This window comes from Halomonas koreensis (assembly GCF_031451675.1).
In the GTDB taxonomy this organism is placed as follows: Bacteria; Pseudomonadota; Gammaproteobacteria; order Pseudomonadales; family Halomonadaceae; genus Halomonas; species Halomonas koreensis.
In genome coordinates this window covers 1-19367 of sequence record NZ_JARWAK010000015.1, presented here as the reverse complement: position 1 = coordinate 19367, position 19367 = coordinate 1, and the positions used below count along the sequence as shown (strand labels likewise).

The following is a 19367-nucleotide window of genomic DNA, read 5'->3' as shown; positions in this document are numbered from 1 at the left end:
CTCATGCGTCTGCGAGGCGATCCGCGTCGAGCGACAGCGCGGCCAGGCGGTCCGCGAAGTCGGTGATGCGCCCCTCCCAGGCAAGCTCGGAACGCCAGCGCGTCGGCAACCGATGCGCTCCCCAGGCCGCCCCCGCAAGCTGCCCGGTGACCGCGGCCACGGTATCCGCGTCGTCCGCCAGATTGGCCGCCAGGACCAGGGCCTCCTCCGGGGAGGCGGCGTGGTAGCAGCACCACAAGGCGGCCTCCAGGGTGTCGATCACATAGCCGGAGGAGGAAATCGCATCGCGCGAGAGACGACGAAACTCGCCCCGCTGGATTCGCGAGATGGCCTGCCCCCGAGTCGGCACGGCAGGGATGTCCGCCAGGACCTCGGGAAGGGGCATGCCTTTCAGCAGCCGCCACAACACGGCGCCCATGAGCGCGGCGGCATCGAGACAGTCGGGACTGGCGTGGGTGGTACGGCTACTGGCCATGCTCAGCGCGATGGCGTCCCCTTCGCCCGCCGCGGCCAGGACCACCGGTGCCAGGCGCATGATCCCGCCATTGCCGCTCTGCCAGGGGGCGGTCCCCCCGACCTGGGCGCTGCCTTCCCAACGATAGCGACGCAAGGCTTCCAGCGTGGTGTTGCCGATATCGATGCACCTGCCCTGGCAGCTCAGGTGTCCCCGGGTCAGCCAACGACCGTAACGATCGAGCTGGTCCAGGGGATCGAAGGCCCGGCGAACCAGCAGACTCTCCGCCAGGCATAGCGCCATGGCGGTATCATCGGTCCACTCACCCGGCTCCACCCCGAAGACGCCGCCGCCCAGTAGCTCGGTGTGCAGCGGCTGTGCATCGCGGGCGCAAAATTCAAGCGTCGTGCCCAGGGCATCGCCGCAGGCCAACCCGAGCAGGGCGCCACGGCAGCGATCTCGCGCGTCATCGGAGAAACCGGGATCATGAGTCATGCGGAGAGGCCTCCTTCGGCTGGGACACGCTTCGAGTCTGCTCCCGCGATACGACATCCGACGACGGATCAGGCAACGCCATCGATGCGTCACGAAATGACGCACCGGCTTGAGAGACTGATCACATCACCAAGGACGGGAGCCCGATATGCGCCATGCCGCACACTTCGACATCATCGGAGACATTCACGGCCACCATGACAAGCTGTTGGCAATGCTGGACAGGCTGGGTTATCGGCAGGATGGGGGCGCCTGGCAGCATCCCGAGCGCACCGCGGTCTTCGTCGGCGACCTGATCGACAAGGGCCCCGCGCCGGCCGAGGTGCTGAAGACGATTCGCCGCATGGTGGATGCCGGCGCGGCCTGGATGGTGGTGGGGAACCACGAGCTGAACTGGATACGCGATGCCTATCGGCACCTGGACAGACCGTATGCCTTCCTGCGCGCCACCACCGCGCACCATGACCGGGTGTCGCTGGTCGAGGGGTTTCTGGACGACCCGGAGGCGTTGCGGGATCACTTCGCCTGGCTACGGCGACAGCCCTTGTTCATCGATGAGCCTGGACTGCGGGTGGTCCATGCCTGCTGGAACGACAACGCCATCGCCTTCCTGAAGACGCAGAACCTCCACTGCCTCGACGATCGGCTCCTGGCGCACTACGAGGACACCTACTCGGAGGGATATCTCGCCATCGACTTGCTCGTGGCCGGCTGCGAGCACGAATTCCTGGAGACGCCCTCCCCCCAGGGCTTCCCCACCCGGCGCCGCCGCGTTCGCTGGTGGCAGAACACAGCCGCGCGCATCCACCCCTGCGAGCTTCAACCCAGCCCGGCCCGAGAGATCGGCTATCCCAAGGATGCCCCACCGGTCTTCTTCGGCCACTATGCCCTGGACGGAGCGCCCACGGTGCTGGACGAAAAGGTCGTGGGCCTGGATTACGCGGCCGCTTACGGCGGAGATCTCGTCGCTTATCGACACACGATCGGGCAGCCACTCGGAGATGGCAGCTTCGTCGCCGTCTGAGACGAAGCGTCCCGCCATGAGCGCACGGCCGGCGCATGATGACCATGCTCCCGAGAGATGCCATTCCGATAATGTGTCAGCCAGGAGGCCGGATGTCCGATCCGCACAACCGAATCAAGACGCTATACGTATTCCTGTCCCATGGCCTGGAAAGCGGCCCGCACTCCACCAAGGTACAAGCGCTGAAGACCCTCGTGGATGAGCAGGACGCGATGATCCCAGTCGTTCTGGATTACCGTGGGATGGCGTCGCCTTCCCAGCGACTGGATCACTTGCTGTCGGTGATCGACGAGCGAGGTGCCAGGCCCGAAGAGACGATCCTGGTCGGCTCCAGCATGGGAGGCTGGCTGTCGGCGGCCGTGAGTCAGCGCACTCCCGTGCTGGGCTGCTTCCTGATGGCCCCGGCATTGGGGCTCGCACACTATCCGGATCCTGCGCCGCGTATCGGGGCACGGCATGCCTTCATCATCCACGGCTGGCGTGACGAGGTCGTGCCACCGGGCCCGGTGATGCAGCAGGCCTGTGACCAGCGCTTGCCCCTTCAGGTGATGGATGATGGTCATCGCCTGCAACACAGTCTCGAAGCGCTTACCCATGAGTTCGAACGCTTCCTGATGCTGTGCCGGTCGTCGCCCTGATACGATGGCGGTCTCAGCGGCGATTTCTTTTCTATCGAGCATCTGTGGGCCAGGCGAAACCGTGCCAATGATCGGGAAAACAATCGCTATCAGGACTGGTATCAGCGAAGGCGCCTGGGAAACTTCGTTCTACTTGAGCTACGGCTTAATATTCAAGGGCAGAACCACGGCATCGAGAAGAAACTAGCTCACTACCTAAGCGATGAAACTCAAGAGCCTCCGACAGAGTTGCTGCATGTAAGAAAAGCGGCCAAAGATGCCAGAAAGGCGCTCGAAGAGCATCAAGAAAACAAAAAAACCAAGAACTATTATTACAACATCCACGATGCCATCAATAATGCTCAGGAAGAGCGCTACCGGAAGTTCGCGCTACGTCGCTGGTCCCTGAAAGGCTACCTGGGATACCACCAGATAGTGCGGGAACTTTCCATGGAAGAGACATGACCACCAAGCGACCGAAAACAATCATAAGCCGTACGGTGGTGCCGACCAATTTGTCGAGGGCTGCCGGGTAATGCCAGGCGCCTGACGGCGCCTTTCAAGCCAAATGTGGGGGAACGCAACCAAGCGCGATGACCAATCAGGCCTCGACTTCATGGGCCACCACGCGATCGCGGCCCTGGCGTTTTGCCGTGTAGCTGGCCGCATCGGCGCGCTCGATCACGGTGGCGATCCGCTGGTCACCCTCCTGGAAGCTGGTGACGCCCAGGCTCAGCGTGACCCGGTACTCGACGCCCTGGTGCTGAACGCCGACCTCGCGCACCGCCTCGCGAAGCGAGTGGGCGATCTTCTCGGCCTGCCCGGGCGTGCAGCTGGGCAACAGCACGGCGAACTCGTCTCCGCCCTGGCGCGCCACATGATCGCTGCGGCGCACCTCCCAGGCGATCACCTGGGCGATGCGGCGCAGCATCTCGTCGCCTAGCGCATGCCCGCCCTCGTCGTTGATCGGCTTGAAGTGATCGAGATCGAACAGCAGCAGCGCCGAGGGCGTGCCGGTCTTCTTCCAGTCGGCGAGCGCCTCCTCCAGGCGCCGCTCGAAGCCGCGCCGGTTGAGCAGCCCGGTCAGGGGGTCGTGCTCGGCCTCCCACTGGCGCAGCGCCTCCTCCTCGCGGCGCTCGGTGATGTCCTTGACGGTGCCCACGAAGCCGATGCTGCGGCCGTCGATGGCGACCCGGCTGGCATGCACCTCGAGCCACAGCGGCTCGCCCCCGCGCGGGACGTAGCGATACTGCTGCAGGAAGTCCTCCCCGGTCTGCATGCTGTAGCGCCAGAGGTCCAGGGCCGCCTGCCGGTCGTCGGGATGCACGTGGGTCATCCAATCGTCGTGGGGCTGGCCGGCGGCATCGACCCCGGTGAGCTCGACCAGCGCCGGGTTCATGAAGCGAATCGTGCCGCGGGTGTCGGTCACGAACATGCCTGACGGCGAGCTGGCCAGGATGGCGTCCAGGAATGCCTGCCGATCCCGCAGGCTGGCCAGCGCCCGGCTGCGCTCCGCCTCCACACGGTTGAAGGTCTCCGCCAGCTGTTCGAGTTCATGCATGCTGGTGGAGAGCGTCACGCGCTCGCGCTGCCCTGCCCCGACCTCCTCGATCTGGGTCTCGAGCCGGAACAGCGGGCGCAATGCCAGCCAGAGGAAGCCCAGCACGATCGGCAGCATCACCAGGGTGATGATCGAGGCCTTCTCGATCAGGCGTTCCAGCCAGCCGTTCAGGGGCGCCATCATCTGCCCCCGGGGCAGGACCACGTTGACGATCCAGTCCGCCGGCCAGATCTGTCGATAGGCCTGATAGGCCTGCCCCCCCTTGAGTGAGGTGCCGCGGGTCTCGCCCTCCCAGCCCAGCAGCGCCAGGCGTGCCGACGGCGGCAGCGAGGCCTCGGGCAAGGGGCCCGACTCGCGGCCCTCCCGCGGCAGGTAGAGCACGCGCCCCGAAGCGCTGATCACGCTGGCATAGCCCTGATCCCCCAGCCGCAGGCGCTCCAGGCGCTTGAACAGGCCGCCGCGATCCAGGCGAATGGCGCCGCCCACCATGCCCTGGAAGCTGCCGTCGTCGTCCAGGCGCGGCACCGCGAACATGACCAGGGGTTGGCCGCTGACCCGGGAGACGATGGGCTCACTGACATGCGGGCGGCGGAAGTGGCGCACATGGCGGAAATACGAGCGATCGCCCAGCGCCAGGCCCTGAAGCGCCGCCGCCCGGGGCCAGCCGGCCACCACTTGCCCCTCGGCATCGGTGACCAGCAGCGCCTCGAACCATTCCAGGAGGGCGTCATTGTGACGCAGCTCGCCCTCGAGGAAGGCGGCATCGTCGCGACGCCCGGCGTCCAGGCGCCCGGTCAGCCGTTCCAGGGCGGCCAGGCGCGAATCCACCTCGTGGGTCAGGCTGTCGGCGATCAGCCGGGCCTCGTAGCGCAGGTGGGCATGGCTGGAATCCTCGAGCAGGGCATTGCCGGTCTGCCAGCCGAAGCCCAGCAGCATCACCGTCACCACCCCCCAGGTGGCCAGCAGGCCCAGCAGCAAGCGGCCCTTGAGCGAGAACAACTGGCGCTTCAGGGTCGAGAGTCGAATCGGCACGCATCACCTTCCTTGTGACAGGGCCCAGCTCACTGTATCAGACAAGCCTAATAATGAAAGCTCGATTCGGACGACGGGGCTCCCCGGGGAGGCGGATTATCCCGTCGCCGCCGGCCGGGCTCGAGACGACCAAGGTCGGATACCGAGCCGCTCCGGCACGGTGCCGACTGGAGGCCACCTGCCACCAGTGGAGGGCAAGGTATGGCTGTTCGTATCGGGGCAGCGGGTCCGGCGGCCCTCTGCTATACCTCGAATAGGGCTCCGCTAAACCAGCTGTAAGGAATGCGATGGCGGAGGCACAAAGCGGGCAAGACCCGGCAACGGGTCCGATGCTTCATCCCACGACCGAGAGGTGTCCCATGAACATCAAGACTGTGACCGCCGGCTTCCTGACCCTGCTGATGATGGGCGGCGCCGCCCATGCCATGGACTCCGAGATGCTCCAGGAGCAGATGGAGCAGATCAACCAGAAGGCCGAGGAGGCCGCCGCCGAGGATCGCGTCAAGGCGCTGGAGCAGCAGGTGAAGGACCTGCAGGAGCTGATCCACATGATGATGGAAGAGGACATGGAAGGCTGACAGGCCGCTACCGACGGACAGCGAACGGGGCGCCGGACGGCGCCCCTGCTCTTACTGGCCATCAGCGCTTCTCGACGCGCAGCTCGTAGTTGTTCACACCCTCGCGGGCATTACCGAACTTCTGGCCCTGTACCCGAACTCGATAGCGCCCCGGCGCCAGTTCGGTGGTCAGCTCCACGTCGCCGTCGAAGCCCTGGCCGGCGCCCTGGGCCACCACGCGCCCCGCCTCGTCCAGCACCTCCAGCTCCAGGCGATAGGTATCCTCGTAGCCGGTCGGATAGGTGGAGGTGGAGATCGCCACACTGCCCGTCTCGGCCACGTCGAAGGTCAGTACCTCGCCCCGGGCTCGGATCTTGACGTCGGTGACGATGCTCTCGAAGCCCGAGCGCGGCTCGTTATCGGTCGCGGCCGCCTCATCGTTCGAGCCGTCTGAGCCCTGCTGCTCAGCGGCGGCATTCGTTTCTTCCTGCTGCGGGGCGCCTCCAAGGGTCGCCACAGCATTGTCGCCGCGCACGAAGACGGAATCGCCGCCCTGGCGATTGGTGCCGGTGAAGAAGATGCCCTCGCCGTCGCTGACGCTACCGGCGATCACCTCCCCTTGATCGTTGAGGCCCGCCACCTGCACGGAATAGCCGTCGCCGGCACGGCCACGGGTGCCGAACCGATGGGCCTCGACGCGTAGCCGATAGTCCCCGGGGGCGAGGCGCTGCTGCATGGCCAGCCCGCCGTTCTGGCCCAGGGCCTCGCTGCGGGCGATGACGTTGCCCTGCTCGTCCTCCAGGGCGGCGGCGATGCGGTAGTCCTCGGAATAGCCCGCGGTCACCCGGCTGGTGAAGCGGTAGGTGCCCGCCTCGGTGACGGTGAAGTCATGCGCATTGACGCCGCCGAAGAGGAAGCGGCGGCTGTGCGCATCGGTTCCGGCATTGAGAATGCCCGTCAGGTCCATGGCCCTGCCTTCCTCGCGGAAGCGATCCTCCATCTCGCTGGCCAGCGCCGGCGCGGCGGACAGTCCCAGGCTCAGCGCCAGCAGGCTCGCGGTCACGATCGGCCCTTTCATAAAACCTCGCTTGCATCGCGTTCAATGAAAAAAGCCGATCCCGGGGGATCGGCTTTCGTTGTTCAACCCTGTGGCAGGATACTCCTGCAGGCAGGCTTAGAACAGGTAGGTGATACCCACGCCGAAGCCATCGCCTTCGTCGTTGTCACGATCTTCCCAGTTGGCCTCGGCCCAGGTGTACATGGCGTCGGAGATGGTGTAGGTGGCGCCGATGATCACCTCGTCGCGATCGTCGTCGGAGGCTTCGGAATCGACGTTCTGGTAGGCGCCGTAGACGTCACCCATGCCATAGCCGTAGCGGGCACCCAGGGCCATGAAGTCGACATCGTCGTCAGCCTCGTCGGAATCGAAGGTCTCGTACTTGGCGGCCAGACGCAGGCTGTCGATGGTGTACTGGGCGGTCACACCGTAGCGGTCGCCGAACTCACCAGCTTCTTCCGGTGCATCATCTTGAACCACAGTACCAACCGTGGGGCTATCCGGGTCCTGATCAATGATGTACTTGCCAGTACCACCGTCGTTGGCACTTTCGAAGGTATCCAGGTTGTCGTAGACGGCGGCGATGGAGAAGGCGCCGGCCGCGTACTTGACACCACCGAAGAAGGAGGCGTCGCCGGAATCGGTGACGTTCTCGCTCTCGGCATCGCCCTTGTACTGGGTACCCAGGGCGAACTGGAAGCCGCTGAAGACCGGAGAGGTGTAGGTGATCTTGTCGGTTTCCTCGACGCCAGACACGGTGGTGTCGGAAACGTCGAAGCCTTCGTTGTTGGTGATCGGATCCTGGATCCAGTCATCCATCAGGGAGTCGTAGGAGCCCAGGCGGACGTCACCGAAGTTGCCACGCAGGCCGACATAGGCGGTGTCGCCGGAATCGGCGGCATCGGTGGCCGTCTTCATCTCGTCGGCCTTGATGTCGTCGAGCTCGAGCTTCAGGTAGCCGGTCAGGCCGTCGTAGATGACGTGCTCGGCGGCGAAGCCGAAGGTGGTGCCGTTGTCGGCGATTTCGTCACGGCTGTCGCCGTTCTCGTCATCGGTGTTGTAGTAGGCGATCTGGATGTTGCCGTAGATGTCGAGCTTGGTGCCGTCCTGGTTGTAGACGGTGGCGGCCTGGGCGCCGGAGGCAGCCATGGCACCGGCGATGGCAGTCGCTAACAGTGTCTTTTTCATTGCGATAATCCTTTTGACTAGCTTGCTGTTTCGATCGTTGCCGCGTGCTCTTTTCGAGTCTGGGCGGCGGGCTTGCCGGTCTTTGGTGCCGGTTCTCGTTGGTGCCGATCCCTCCCGGGAGGCGGCAGCAGCGAGCCAGACCACGGCGAAGCCTTGTTATAGTCCAATGCTCGCAGGAAGAACTCTATACCGTGATTAGAAGGAGCGCAACAAGAAAAAAACACTGTTTTCATTCGTCAGCTCCCCCGATCGCGACACATCTCCCTGCGATAGCGGCTCGGGCGCCTTCCCGGCGGCTCCACCGCCGCCGCCATCGGCCGTCGACGCGGAGACGTGGCCCTTCGGCCCCGTTCGCCATGCGCTAAAACAGCATCAGGCAGCGATGAGCGGACTCATCATGCCCCGGGGACATGACGCTTTCAAGTCAAAGGCGGGATAGCGCCGCCGAGGCGGTCAACGCGAACGGCCCTTGCCATCAACGGGCATTGTGCTGGGCCATCAGCGCATCCAGCTTGCGCTGCAGGCGATCGCCGTCCGGGGCGTCGTCGCCGGCCGGCGGTTGGGGCGCCGGGCCGGGCGCGGAAGAAGACGCGGCCTTGCCCGGCGCGGCGGACGACGTCGCCCCGCCGCTCGGGCGCCGCGCGCTGCGCTTGACCTTGCGACGCCGGTCGGCCTGCAGCCGCTCCAGCTTGCGCCGGGCATGCTCGGCGGCCTCCCGATCCACCACGCCCGCCGGGCGGCCGGCGAGATCCAGGCGCTCGGCGCCCTCGCGGACCGCCTTGAGGTAGCGCGGCAGGTTGACGTAGCAGGCGAGCGCTCGACGCACCAGCTTCTCGGGCCAGGGCTCGTGGGCGGCCAGCGCCTGATGGATGCCGATCTGAAGGGGCCGGGTGTGGCCCTTGAAGAAGGTGTCGGGGTAGCGGCGATACCACTCGGCCAGCAGCGCCTGGGGCGAGGGCGCGCGCTCGATGGGCAGGGCGTTCTGGGCCGGCGCGGGGGCGTCGTCGGTGGCCGCCTCGGCGGGGGGCACCTCGGGGCGCGGCCGGCGGGGCGTGCCGATCAGCGCCGACAGGCCCCGGGACTGGCGGGCGGCTCGCTGGAAGACCGGCGCCTCGGCCTCGCCGTCGAGGCGTGCCTGGAGCCGACGGCCATGAGCCTCTAGCTCCCGGTTCTGGGCGTCGAGCTCGCGGTTCTCCTCGGCGAGCTCGATGCGCTCGGCTTCCGCCTCGGCCAGCCGGGCCTCCAGCTCGGCGACCCGGGCCTCGAGGTCATGCTCGTGCAAGCGGGCTCGCTCGACCCGGGCCAGCAGCTCGGCCTGGCGCGCCTCCAGGGCCCGGCGCTGCCGATCGTCGCGGCGGCGCGCCTCCAGCAGTGCCTCGATGCGCGCCTCCAGGGCCGTCACGAGACGGGCGGGACCTTCCTCGATCAACGTCTGATCCTCCATGCATCCGAGAGCCGGGCGACGACCACGGCCGCCAGTCGTCAGTCTGTGTCAGTCTCCCGCGGCTGGCAAATCCCGGCGCCGGTACTGCACGAAGTCGTAGGCCGGCTGGCCCTCCGCCGGCTGGCCCGGGACGCGCTGGCACTCCTCCCACTCCCGCGGGTCGAGCTCCGGGAAGCGGGCGTCGCCCTCCACCTCCACGGCCACCTCGGTGAGATAGAGGCGGCTGGCGCGGGGCAGCGCCTGGGCATAGATCTCGCCGCCGCCCATCACCATGATCTCGTCGACGCCGTCGATGGTGGCCTGGCGATCGGCCAGGTCCAGGGCCGAGGCCAGGTCATGGCAGACCCGCACGCCGTCCGCGGCGAAGTCCGGATCCCGGGTGACCACGATGTTGAGTCGCCCGGGCAGCGGCCGGCCGATGGACTGGTAGGTCTTGCGCCCCATGACCAGCGGCTTGGCCTGGGTCATGCGCTTGAAGAACTTGAGGTCCTCGGGCAGATACCAGGGCAGCCGGTTGTCCACGCCGATCACGCGGTTGGCGGCCATGGCGGCGATCATCGCCACCGGCACCAGGGTCTCGTCGTTCATACGGCCACCTCCGCCTTGATGTGGGGGTGCGGATCATAGTCCTCGATAGCGACGTGCTCGAAGCGGAAGTCGAACAGGTCGTCGACCCCCGGATCCAGCACCAGCCGCGGCGCCGGTCGCGGCGTCCGCGACAGCTGCTCCCGGGCCTGGTCCAGGTGGTTCAGGTAGAGGTGGGCGTCGCCCAGGGTGTGCACGAAGTCGCCGGGCTGAAGACCTGCCACCTGGGCGATCATCCGCGTCAGCAGCGCGTAGCTGGCGATGTTGAAGGGCACGCCGAGGAAGATGTCGGCGCTGCGCTGGTAGAGCTGGCAGGACAGCCGCCCCTCGGCCACGTAGAACTGGAACAGGCAATGGCAGGGCGGCAGCTGCATCTCGTCAACCTGGGCGGGGTTCCAGGCCGAGACGATCAGGCGCCGGGAGCGCGGGTTGCTGCGCAGCTGCTCCAGGAGGTTCGCGATCTGGTCGACATGGCCGCCGCCGGGCGCCGGCCAGCTACGCCACTGGTAGCCGTAGACGGGCCCCAGGTCACCGTTCTCGTCGGCCCACTCGTCCCAGATGCGCACCCCGTTGGCCTTGAGGTAGCCGATGTTGGTATCGCCGGCCAGGAACCACAGCAGCTCGTGGATGATCGAGCGCAGGTGCAGCTTCTTGGTGGTCAGCAGCGGGAAGCCGCGGGAGAGGTCGAAGCGCATCTGGTGCCCGAAGATCGAGCGGGTCCCGACGCCGGTGCGATCGTCGCGCTCCACGCCGTGCTCGAGCACGGTACGCATCAGGTCCAGGTAGGGCTGTTCGAGGGCGGGCAGGCTGTCGTCGGTCACGGCATCGTCGAGGCTGGGAAATGGGCCGACCATTCTACACAGGCGCCCGCTCCGCGGTAAGGCGGACCAGGTCCAAGGTCCAAGGTTCGAGGCCCGTAGCTCGAGGCTCGAGGCTCGGGGCTAGCAGCAGCAACGCCGCCGCTGTCGCGACGGATCGCGCTCTGAAGAGCGCTCCTACAACCCCAGGCGACGTCAGCCCCATCGTAGGAGCGCAGCTGCGCTGCGCGAAAGGCGCCGCCAGGCGCCCTGGGGCAACGCCGCCGCTGTCGCGGCGGATCGCGCCCTGAAGAGCGCCCCTACAACCCCAGGCGACCTCAGCCCCATCGTAGGAGCGCAGCTCTGCTGCGCGAAAGGCGCCGCCAGGCGCCCTGGGGCAACGCCGCCGCTGTCGCGGCGGATCGCGCTCTGAAGAGCGCTCCTACAGCCCCAGGCGACGTCAGCCCCATGGTAGGAGCGCAGCTGCGCTGCGCGAAAGGCGCCGCCAGGCGCCCCGGGGGCAACGCCGCCGCTGTCGCGGCGGATCGCGCCCTGAAGAGCGCTCCTACAGCCCCAGGCGACCTCAGGGGGTCGGCTGTCGCCGCGACCACAGCATCAGCAGCGCCCCGGCGACGATCATCGGCAGGGTCAGCAGCATGCCCATGGTCAGCCAGTCGAAGGCGATGAAGCCGAGCTGCGGGTCCGGGCGGCGGACGAACTCCACGCCGAAGCGGAACACTCCGTAGAGCGTCAGGAAGAGCCCGGAGACCAGGCCGCGCCGGCGCGGGGTGGCCGAGACCCACCACAGCACCGTGAACAGCACCGCCCCCTCCAGCAGCGCCTCGTAGAGCGACGAGGGATGGCGCGGCTGCGGCCCCAGCCCGGGAAACACCAGGCCCCAGGGCAGCTCGGTGACCCGCCCCGGCAGCTCGTGGTTGATGAAGTTACCGATGCGCCCGGCGCCCAGGCCGATCGGCACCAGGGGCGCGACGAAGTCGGTCAGGGTGAAGAAGGCCAGGTGCTTCTTGCGGGCGAAGTACAGCGCCGCCATCAGGACGCCGACCAGCCCACCATGGAAGCTCATGCCGCCGTCCCAGACGCGCACGATCCACAGCGGGTCGGCCAGCCACTGATCCAGGCCGTAGAAGAGCGCGTACCCCAGGCGGCCGCCCAGCACCACCCCCAGGGCGGCATAGAAGATCAGGTCGCCCACGTCGTCGCCGTTGAGGCCGATGCGCGACGCCCGGCGGCGGCCCAGCCACCAGGCGGCAAGGAAGCCGACGACGTACATCAGGCCGTACCAGTGCACCTGGAGCGGTCCCAGGGAAATGGCCACGGGGTCGATCTCGGGGTAACGCAGCATGGAATCCTCGGAATAGAAAGCTGGAAGCTGGAAGCTGGAAGCCGTAAGCCGTAAGCCGTAAGCCGTAAGCCGTAAGCCGTAAGCCGTAAGCCGTAAGCCGTAAGCCGTAAGCCGCGACACTAGCACTCAAGCGCCGGAGGCAAAGGGGTTTTCTTACAGCTTAAAGCTTAGAGCTTACGGCTATAGCAGGAACTTGAGCCCCACCAGGGCGAGAAGCCCCGCGAAGGCCAGGCGCAGCGCCCGGGCCGGCAGGAAGTGCGCCAGCCGCACCCCGACCCGGGCGAAGGGCACGCTGGTCAGGATGATGCCCAGGAAGGCGGGCCACATCACGTAGCCCAGGGCGCCGGGCGGCAGGGCCGACTCGCCCCGGCCCACGACGACGAAGGTCGCGGCCCCGAAGGCGGCGATCGGCAGGCCACAGGCCGAAGAGGTGCCCACCGCCCGGGTCATGGGCGCCCCGCAGCGGGTCAGCCAGGGCACGCTCAGGGTGCCGCCGCCGATGCCGAACAGCGCCGAGACGCCGCCGATCACCGCGCCCGCCAGGGCCATCACGGCCCGCCCCGGCGCGAGCGAGCCGGGCGTGGCGCCGCGCCCCAGGGCCATGCGCGCGGCCACGGCGAGGATGAACAGGCCGAACAGCAGGCCCAGCACGCCGCCGGACAGGCTGCCGGCGACGAAGACGCCGGCGATCGCCCCCAGCATCAGCCCCGGCAGCAGGGCCAGGAACCAGTCGCGGTGGATGCTGCCGCGGCGGTAGTGCCCCCAGGCCGAGGACGCGCCGGTCACCACGATGGTCGCCAGCGAGGTGCCCACCGCCAGGTGCATGAGCACGCTCGGCGACACGCCCTGCAGCTCGAAGGCGAAGACCAGCGCCGGCACGATGATCAGCCCGCCGCCGATGCCGAAGAGCCCCGCCAGGGTGCCCGCCAGGCTGCCCAGCAGCAGGTATCCCAGCAGCAGCGTGATCGCGCTCATGCGCCCTCCCCCGTGAGTCGTGTGTCGGGCAGCCAGTGGCGCACCCGGTCGAGCAGATCCTGGGGACGATACGGCTTGGCCAGGTAGTCGTCCATGCCGGCCTCCCGGAAGCGCCGGCGGTCCGCCTCGCCGGCATTGGCGGTCAGCGCCACCATGATGCTGCGGGCATGCCCCGGCGAGGCCGACTCCCTGGCGCGCCAGGCCCGGCAGGTCTCGACGCCGTCCATGTCGGCCATGTAGATGTCCATGAACACCAGGTCGACGGGGCCCTGATCCAGGCAGGCCAGCGCCTCGCTGCCGCTGGAGGCGGTCATCACCCGCAGGCCCTGGCGCTCCAGCACCTTCTGCGCCAGCATCAGGTTCACCGGGCCGTCGTCGACCACCAGCACCCGCCCGGGGGTGGCGGGCCCGCCCTCGGGCTCTCCCAGGGTCTCCAGCAGCACGGCGGTCTCCTCCAGCCGCTCGCGCAGCCGCTCGACGGCGCCGCGCGGCTGACCACCGGCGTTTTGGCCGGCGGGGTCGGCGTCCAGCACCTCGGTGACCGCCGCCATCAGCGGCGAGAGCATGCGCTGCAGCTGGCTCAGGTAGCCGGACTTGAGCCGCGAGGCCTCCCGGGCCTGCTCCCGGCCGCTCTCGAGCCGCGCCAGCCGCCCCTGCTGGGCCTGGAGATCGTCGGCGAGGCGCCGTTCCATGCCCCGGGCCGTCTCGAGCTCGGCCTCCCAGCGCTCGCAGACCGCCTCGCAGACCGCCTCCAGGGCGGCCAGCCGGCGCTCGAGCGGCAGGCCGGCCTCCGCCAGGCGCTCGGCCTCGGGCACCCGGTCCCCGCCGCGCTCGCGGAGCCGGTCCCCGACCCGGGCCAGGGCCGCCTCGACCCGGGCCTCGTCGCCGCGCAGCCGCTGGCGCAGCAGCATCAGGAAGGCGGCCACGTTGAGGCTGCTGCCGAGCAGCAGCGCCAGCAGCAGCCAGAAGGTCGCGCTCCAGGAAGCCTGGGAAGGCATCAGCCACCAGCCGCTGATCCCCACGGCCAGGCACAGCGCCACCAGCGCGACCTGCACCGCCAGCACCGGCCAGAGGATCGGCTTGACCAGGTGCGACCAGGCTCTCTCCTTGTCGGTCTCGACACTCATCGTCATCCCTGTACCGGGTCGTATAAGTGTCCCGAGTGTACGATGCCGCCCCCGCGCTGTCATGGCGTCCTTTCGCGGAGGCCGCGACGCGGGTAGGCTGCACGCCATGTGCCTGATTGCCTTCGACCACCGCCCCGGGACGGCCGTACCGCTCCGGCTGGTGGCCAACCGCGACGAGTTCCATGCCCGCCCCGCCGCGGCGCTGGCCGCCTGGGACGACGCCCCCGCGATCGTCGGCGGTCGCGACCTGGAGGCCGGCGGCAGCTGGCTGGCGGTGCATCGTGGCGGCCGCTTCGCCGCCGTGACCAATGTCCGCGACCCGGCCCTGGCGGTCGACGCGGACGCGCCCAGCCGCGGCGCCCTGGTGCGGCGCGCCCTGGAATGCGAGGACCTGGCGGGCTGGCTGGACGCGCTGGCCGCGGGCGAGGCCCTGCGCCACGCCGGCTTCAACCTGCTGGCCGGCGACGGCCAAGGGCTCTGGCACCTGCATCGCGGCCGCGAGCGGCTGCGGCTGAGGCGGGTCTCCCCCGGGCTCCACGGCCTGTCCAACGCCGAGCTGGACACGCCCTGGCCGAAGCTGATCGCCGCCCGCCAGGGCCTGGCCGCCAGCCTGCACCGCGGCGACTGGCCCCAGGGCGCCCTGGCGGCCCTGGGCGACCCCCGCGAGGCCGAGGACGGCCAGCTGCCGGACACGGGCGTGGGGCTTGAACTCGAACGCCGCCTCTCGGCGGCGTTCATCCTCGGCCGGGACTACGGCACCCGGGCGACCACCTGGCTGGAGTGGCGGGCCGACGGCCGGCTGACCATCGGCGAGCGTCGCTTCGGCCCCCAGGGTGCGCCGCTCGGCGCCCGCCACCGGGAACTGGTCACCCCGCCCCCGGGGTGACGCCCCTCAGGCGTCCCGGGGCGGCAGCAGGTGGGTCAGCTGCCATTCGCCCATGCGGGCGTCCAGGCGGGCGCGCACGCCGCCCGGCGACGGCAGGGCCAGGATCTCGTCGACCAGGGCCTCGGCCGCCGACTGGCTGACGCGGCGGATGGCGGCGCGCACCTTGGGCAGGCTGGGCGCGTTCATGGAGAGGGTGTCGAAGCCCATGCCCATCAGCAGCAGCGCCCCGGCCGGGTCCCCGGCCAGCTCGCCGCACACCGAGGTGGGCACGCCCAGCGCCCGGGCCTCCTGGGCCAGCCGGGCCATGGCCGAGAGCACCGCCGGGTGGCAGGCGTCATAGAGGTCGGCCACCCGCGGATTGTTGCGATCCACGGCCAGCAGGTACTGGGTCAGGTCGTTGCTGCCCACCGAGAAGAAGTCCACCCGCTCGGCCAGCGGCTCCAGCTGGTAGAGGGTCGCCGGCACCTCGATCATCACCCCCACCTTGGGGCGGGCCACCGCGACGCCGTCCTCGCCCAGCTCGCGGATGGCCCGGTCGAGCAGCCGCAGGGCATCGTCGACCTCGTCGACGTTGGTGATCATCGGCAACAGCACCTGCAGGTTGTCGAGCCCCTGGGAGGCCCGCAGCATGGCGCGCAGCTGCACCATCAGCACCTCGGGATGGTCGAGGGTCACCCGGATGCCCCGCCAGCCGAGGAAGGGGTTGGCCTCCTCGATGGGGAAATAGGGCAGGTCCTTGTCGCCGCCGATGTCCAGGGTACGCATGACCACCGGCAGGGGCGCAAAGCCCTCCAGCTGCTCCCGGTAGAGGCGGGTCTGCTCCTGCTCGCCGGGGAAGCGCTCGGTGATCATGAAGGGCACTTCGGTGCGGTACAGGCCGACGCCGCCGATCCGCGACTTGAGCGAGGCCACCGCATCCACCGCCAGGCCGGTGTTGACCATCAGCGGCATGTCGTGGCCGTCCGGCGTGCGGCTGGGCAGGTCCTGCTCGTGCTCGAGCACCTCGGCCAGCGCCCGCTCCTCGTCGATCAGCCCCTGGTAGTGGCTCTCCAGCTCGGCGCCGGGCCGCACGAACAGCCGGCCGCGGTGGCCGTCGAGCACCACCCGGGCGCCGTTGAGCCGCGGCAGCGGCAGGTCGACCATGCCCAGCACCGTGGGAATGCCCATGGCCCGGGCGACGATGGCCACGTGGGAGGTGCTGGAGCCGCGCACCGAGACGATGCCGGCCAGCCGCTCGCGCGGCACCTCGCCGAGCATCGCCACGCTGATCTCGTCGCTGACCAGGATGGTCCGCTCGGGGTACACCGCCGGGGTCGCGGCGGTTTCCTCCTGCAGGTGGGACAGCACCCGGCGGCCCAGGTCGCGGACGTCGGCCGCCCGCTCGCGGAGATAGTCGTCGTCGACCCGCTCCAGGTACTGCACGTGGCGGCGCACCACGTCGGCCAGCGCCCCCGGGGCCCACTGCCCTTCGCGGATGCGCTTGACCACCTCCTGGGAGAGGGCCGCCTCGCCGAGCATCTGCTGGTAGACGTCGAACAGCGCCAGCTCCTGGGCGGAGATGCGGTTGGCCAGGCGCTCGCCCGCGGCGCGGATCTCCTCGCGGGCCTTGCCGATCGCCTCCTTGAGCCGGGCGATCTCGTATTCCTCGTCGGTGGGGATCAGGTCCGGCACGCTGTCCAGGTCGGCCGGCGGGGCGATCAGCACGGCCTCGCCGATCGCCATGCCCGGCGAGGCGGCGACCCCGGTGAAGGTCGCCTGGCCGCCGGGCAGCGTCGGCCGGTTCAGGTTGCCGGTGGCCAGGGCGTGGGCCAGCACCCCGGCCAGCTGGGCGGCCATGGTGACCAGGAAGGCCTCGTCGGCCTCGTCGTAGCGGCGCTGGTCAGCCTGCTGGACGACCAGCACGCCGAGCATGCGGCGCTGGTGGATGATGGGCACGCCGAGGAAGCTCGAATAGCGCTCCTCGCCGGTGGCCTCGAAGTAGCGGAAGCGCGGGTGGGCGCGGGCATCCTCGAGGTTGATCGGCTCCTCGCGCTGGGCCACCAGGCCGACCAGCCCCTCCCCCACCGGCAGCGCCACATGGCCCACGGCCTGGGTGCGCAGGCCGATGGTCTCCATCAGCATCAGCTGCTCGAGCTCGGCGTCGTAGAGGTAGAAGGAGCACACGTCGGTGCGCATGGCCTTGCGGATGCGTCGCACCATGGTCGACAGGGCCGCGTCCAGGTTGCGCGCCCCGTTGACCTCCAGGATGATGCGGCGTAGCACCTCCAGCATCGGCGTCTTGCTGTCCATTGTTGTCATGCCTCGCTGAGGGGTTCACCGGGGCGCACCCCGGCCCGTCTCGGGTCGTCAGCCATGCCCCAGGGCCAGCCGCTGGGCTCGCGGGGACAGCTCACGCAGCGCGCGCCGGTAGACCTCGCGCTTGAAGGGCACCACCTGCCCCAGGGGATACCAGTAACTGACCCAGCGCCAGCCGTCGAACTCCGGCTTCGCCGGACCGCCATCCATGCAGATCCGGGTCTCGCCACAGCGAATCCTGAGCAGGAACCACTTCTGTTTCTGACCGATGCACACCGGCCGGGAGTGGGTTCGCACCATGCGCCGCGGCAGGCGATAGCGCAACCAGCCCCTCGTGCAGGCAAGCACCTCGACGTCGTCGGCGGTCAGGCCGATTTCCTCGTGGAGTTCACGAAACAGTGCCTGTTGCGGTGTCTCGTTCGCCTTGATGCCTCCCTGGGGAAACTGCCACGCGTTCTGCCCGACCCGACGCGCCCAAAGCAGCTGCCCCTGGTCGTTGGCGATGATGATGCCAACGTTGGGGCGAAAGCCGTCTGCGTCGATCACGGACTTCACCTTATGAATCCAGTATTGATGGCATTCTTCCACAAGGCCGTGAAACGTATCAATACGCCCGTGGCGGCGCGCTCGAAGGGGGCCCGGGCTTCTGCCATAATCGCGGGCTCGACGCCCACCGACAATCGACAAGAGGAACGCCGTGAGCCTCGCCATCTTCGACCTGGACAACACCCTGCTCTCCCTCGACAGCGACCATGCCTGGGGCGAGTTCCTGCTCGAGCAGGGCGCCGTGGATCCCGTGGCCTACAAGGAGGCCAACGATCGCTTCATGGCGGACTACGAGGCCGGCACCCTGGACATGGCGGAGTTCCTCGCCGTGGCGCTCAGGCCCCTGGCCGAGAACAGCCCGGAACAGCTGGCGGCCTGGCACCAGCAGTTCATGGCCAGCAAGATCGAGCCCCACATCCTGCCCAGGGGCGAGGAACTGATCGCCCGGCACCGCGCCCGTGGCGACGTCCTGCTGATCATCACCGCCACCAACCGCTTCATCACCGGCCCCATCGCCGAGCGCCTGGGCGTGGACGACCTGATCGCGGTGGAGCCGGAGAAGGTCGACGGCCGCTATACCGGCCGCGTCAGCGGCGTGCCCAGCTACCGGGAAGGCAAGGTCACTCGCCTCGAGCAGTGGCTGGAGGGCCGCGAGCTGTCGCTGGACGACGCCTGGTTCTACAGCGACTCCCACAACGACCTGCCGCTGCTGGAGCGGGTCGACCACCCCGTGGCCGTGGATCCCGACGAGACCCTGCGCCGCACCGCCGAGGCGCGCGACTGGCGGATCATCAGCCTGCGCGACTGAGCCGGCCCGATCGCGTGGGGTTGTAGGAGCGCTCTTCAGAGCGCGATACGCCGCGCCAGCGGCGGTGCCTGACCCCGGGCGTCTGGCGGCGCCTTTCCTGGGGTTGTAGGAGCGCAACTTGTTGCGCGATGGGCCCTCTCCCGAGGCAAGATACGGGCGCCTGTCGGCGCCTTTCGCGCAGCGAAGCTGCGCTCCTACGCGCGCTGGCCCCTCCCCCGGGCAAGACACGGGCGCCTGACGGCGCCTTTCGCGCAGCAGAGCTGCGCTCCTACGCGCGATGGACCCTCCCCCGGGGCAAGACACGGGCGCCTGTCGGCGCCTTTCGCGCAGCAAAGCTGCGCTCCTACGCGCGATGGTCCCTCCCCCGGGGCAAGACACGGGCGTCTGGCGGCGCCTTTCGCGCAGCGAAGCTGCGCTCCTACGCGCGATGGCCCCTCCCCGGGGCAAGACACGGGCGCCTTTCGCGCAGCAAAGCTGCGCTCCTACGCGCGATGGTCCCTCCCCCGGGGCAAGACACGGGCGTCTGGCGGCGCCTTTCGCGCAGCGAAGCTGCGCT

The 19367-nt window shown here is 68.9% G+C and carries 18 protein-coding genes; 6 read left to right on the top strand and 12 right to left on the bottom strand.

The window, feature by feature from the left end:
* Nucleotide 1: 1 nt before the first annotated feature.
* Nucleotides 2–949: an ADP-ribosylglycohydrolase family protein gene (locus tag QC818_RS15325; protein ID WP_309653730.1), complete on the bottom strand. Its 948-nt coding sequence runs from the start codon at nt 947–949 to the stop codon at nt 2–4.
* A 148-nt stretch (nt 950–1097) separates the two neighbouring features.
* Here QC818_RS15325 and QC818_RS15320 point away from each other — a divergent pair, with 148 nt between their 5' ends.
* From QC818_RS15320 to QC818_RS15310, 3 genes are all read left to right on the top strand, one after another.
* Nucleotides 1098–1973, top strand: coding sequence for a metallophosphoesterase (locus QC818_RS15320; RefSeq protein WP_309653729.1), 876 nt, complete (start codon nt 1098–1100; stop codon nt 1971–1973).
* 92 nt (nt 1974–2065) lie between these two features.
* Complete coding sequence (locus QC818_RS15315; RefSeq protein WP_309653728.1) at nt 2066–2611, top strand: YqiA/YcfP family alpha/beta fold hydrolase; 546 nt, start codon at nt 2066–2068, stop codon at nt 2609–2611.
* Between the two features lie 228 nt (nt 2612–2839).
* On the top strand, nt 2840–3055 hold the full coding sequence (locus QC818_RS15310; protein WP_309653727.1) for a hypothetical protein: 216 nt from the start codon (nt 2840–2842) through the stop codon (nt 3053–3055).
* Between the two features lie 136 nt (nt 3056–3191).
* Here QC818_RS15310 and QC818_RS15305 read toward each other — a convergent pair whose 3' ends face one another.
* Entirely contained in the window at nt 3192–5183 is a 1992-nt protein-coding gene (locus QC818_RS15305) for a diguanylate cyclase (RefSeq protein WP_309653726.1), read from the bottom strand.
* A 359-nt stretch (nt 5184–5542) separates the two neighbouring features.
* On the opposite strand from QC818_RS15305, the gene QC818_RS15300 reads away from it, so the two are divergent.
* Nucleotides 5543–5761 carry a hypothetical protein gene (locus QC818_RS15300; protein ID WP_309653725.1) on the top strand — a complete coding sequence of 73 codons (219 nt, stop codon included), beginning with the start codon at nt 5543–5545 and terminating at the stop codon, nt 5759–5761.
* Nucleotides 5762–5822: 61 nt separating this feature from the next.
* On the opposite strand, the gene QC818_RS15295 is transcribed toward QC818_RS15300, so the two are convergent.
* From QC818_RS15295 to QC818_RS15260, 8 genes are all read right to left on the bottom strand, one after another.
* On the bottom strand, nt 5823–6818 hold the full coding sequence (locus QC818_RS15295; protein WP_309653724.1) for a hypothetical protein: 996 nt from the start codon (nt 6816–6818) through the stop codon (nt 5823–5825).
* 96 nt (nt 6819–6914) lie between these two features.
* Complete coding sequence (locus QC818_RS15290) at nt 6915–7985, bottom strand: porin (protein ID WP_309653723.1); 1071 nt, start codon at nt 7983–7985, stop codon at nt 6915–6917.
* A gap of 475 nt (nt 7986–8460) precedes the next feature.
* Nucleotides 8461–9429, bottom strand: coding sequence for a ProQ/FINO family protein (locus tag QC818_RS15285; protein ID WP_309653722.1), 969 nt, complete (start codon nt 9427–9429; stop codon nt 8461–8463).
* A 48-nt stretch (nt 9430–9477) separates the two neighbouring features.
* The gene (locus QC818_RS15280; RefSeq protein WP_309653721.1) at nt 9478–10017 is read right to left on the bottom strand and encodes a dihydrofolate reductase; all 540 of its coding nucleotides are present in this window, start codon (nt 10015–10017) and stop codon (nt 9478–9480) included.
* Nucleotides 10014–10868 (bottom strand): thymidylate synthase, encoded by an 855-nt coding sequence (locus tag QC818_RS15275; RefSeq protein ID WP_309653720.1) that lies wholly within the window; start codon nt 10866–10868, stop codon nt 10014–10016. The genes QC818_RS15280 and QC818_RS15275 overlap by 4 nt, the downstream gene beginning before the upstream one ends.
* Before the next feature lie 526 nt (nt 10869–11394).
* The gene (gene lgt / locus QC818_RS15270) at nt 11395–12174 is read right to left on the bottom strand and encodes a prolipoprotein diacylglyceryl transferase (RefSeq protein WP_309653719.1); all 780 of its coding nucleotides are present in this window, start codon (nt 12172–12174) and stop codon (nt 11395–11397) included.
* Between the two features lie 180 nt (nt 12175–12354).
* The gene (locus QC818_RS15265; protein ID WP_309653718.1) at nt 12355–13149 is read right to left on the bottom strand and encodes a sulfite exporter TauE/SafE family protein; all 795 of its coding nucleotides are present in this window, start codon (nt 13147–13149) and stop codon (nt 12355–12357) included.
* Nucleotides 13146–14276, bottom strand: a complete 1131-nt coding sequence (locus QC818_RS15260; protein WP_309653717.1) for a response regulator — start codon at nt 14274–14276, stop codon at nt 13146–13148. Before QC818_RS15260 ends, QC818_RS15265 begins: the two co-directional genes overlap by 4 nt.
* A 106-nt stretch (nt 14277–14382) precedes the next feature.
* Here QC818_RS15260 and QC818_RS15255 point away from each other — a divergent pair, with 106 nt between their 5' ends.
* The gene (locus QC818_RS15255; RefSeq protein ID WP_309653716.1) at nt 14383–15162 is read left to right on the top strand and encodes an NRDE family protein; all 780 of its coding nucleotides are present in this window, start codon (nt 14383–14385) and stop codon (nt 15160–15162) included.
* 6 nt (nt 15163–15168) lie between these two features.
* Here the strand turns inward: QC818_RS15255 and ptsP are convergent, their stop codons facing one another.
* Both ptsP and QC818_RS15245 read right to left on the bottom strand, forming a co-directional pair.
* Nucleotides 15169–17433 carry a phosphoenolpyruvate--protein phosphotransferase gene (ptsP, locus tag QC818_RS15250; RefSeq protein ID WP_309653778.1) on the bottom strand — a complete coding sequence of 755 codons (2265 nt, stop codon included), beginning with the start codon at nt 17431–17433 and terminating at the stop codon, nt 15169–15171.
* Nucleotides 17434–17508: 75 nt separating this feature from the next.
* Nucleotides 17509–18003 carry an RNA pyrophosphohydrolase gene (locus QC818_RS15245; RefSeq protein WP_309653715.1) on the bottom strand — a complete coding sequence of 165 codons (495 nt, stop codon included), beginning with the start codon at nt 18001–18003 and terminating at the stop codon, nt 17509–17511.
* Nucleotides 18004–18154: 151 nt separating this feature from the next.
* Here QC818_RS15245 and QC818_RS15240 point away from each other — a divergent pair, with 151 nt between their 5' ends.
* Nucleotides 18155–18811, top strand: a complete 657-nt coding sequence (locus QC818_RS15240; RefSeq protein WP_309653714.1) for a histidinol-phosphatase — start codon at nt 18155–18157, stop codon at nt 18809–18811.
* The last annotated feature ends 556 nt before the right edge of the window (nt 18812–19367 follow it).